Source organism: Flavobacterium sp. J27 (assembly GCF_004303025.1).
Classification (GTDB): Bacteria; Bacteroidota; Bacteroidia; order Flavobacteriales; family Flavobacteriaceae; genus Flavobacterium.
Genome location: NZ_PJQW01000036.1, coordinates 1 through 742, shown reverse-complemented (window position 1 = coordinate 742; position 742 = coordinate 1). Strand labels below are relative to the sequence as shown.

The following is a 742-nucleotide window of genomic DNA, read 5'->3' as shown; positions in this document are numbered from 1 at the left end:
ATACTTGTTGGTGTAATAAAAAAGTCCGGAACCAATATTAAAATACGTATTACTGATATCTTGTGAAAAAGCAGGGTCACCAGGTTGTGGTACAAACCCATTTCCAATATCGCTAAATAAACCTACTTTATGAAATGTTAATCCTGTTTTAATACCAAAGGCTAAACGGTGCTCTTCTCCTAAATTTAACGTATACGAAAAATCACCATATAAATTATTTTCTTCTACAGGACCAATCTTATCTGTAATGAACGATAATCCTAATCCTACGTTTTTACCTACTGGCATATGACCAGATAAGGTTCCTGTGGTAGGCGCATCTTCTATCTCAATCCATTGCTTTCTATATAACAAACCAATCGCTAGATTCTCTTTACTACCCGCATAGGCCGGGTTGATGACATTCATATTATACATGTATTGCGTATAATGTGGGTCTTGTTGTGCATTTGCATCAATACATATTGACAATATGCCTAAAGCTACTAAATATAGTTTCTTCATTTTATTTTTTGAGTTTTATAACTGCCTTCATAAGAAAATGAAGGCAGTGTATTTAGTTTTACTGTTGTCTGTTTATATAAATCCAACCCGTTCTAGAATCCATATCTGTAAACTCTATCACATAATAGTAAGTACCATCTGGAAGCTCATCGCCATTATCTGTCTGTCCATACCACTCATCTTCATATCCCGATTTACTATAAACCTCTTTACCATAACGATTGAAAATCTCTAATTT

Annotated in this window: 2 protein-coding genes; both read right to left on the bottom strand. The window is 34.0% G+C overall.

Annotated features, from left to right (window positions below):
* A partial coding sequence (locus tag CX675_RS19655; RefSeq protein ID WP_130736958.1) for a type IX secretion system membrane protein PorP/SprF occupies positions 1 to 504 on the bottom strand: 504 nt, incomplete at its 3' end.
* Between the two features lie 58 nt (positions 505 to 562).
* On the bottom strand, positions 563 to 742 hold a 180-nt coding region (locus CX675_RS19650), incomplete at its 5' end, for a gliding motility-associated C-terminal domain-containing protein (protein ID WP_130736952.1).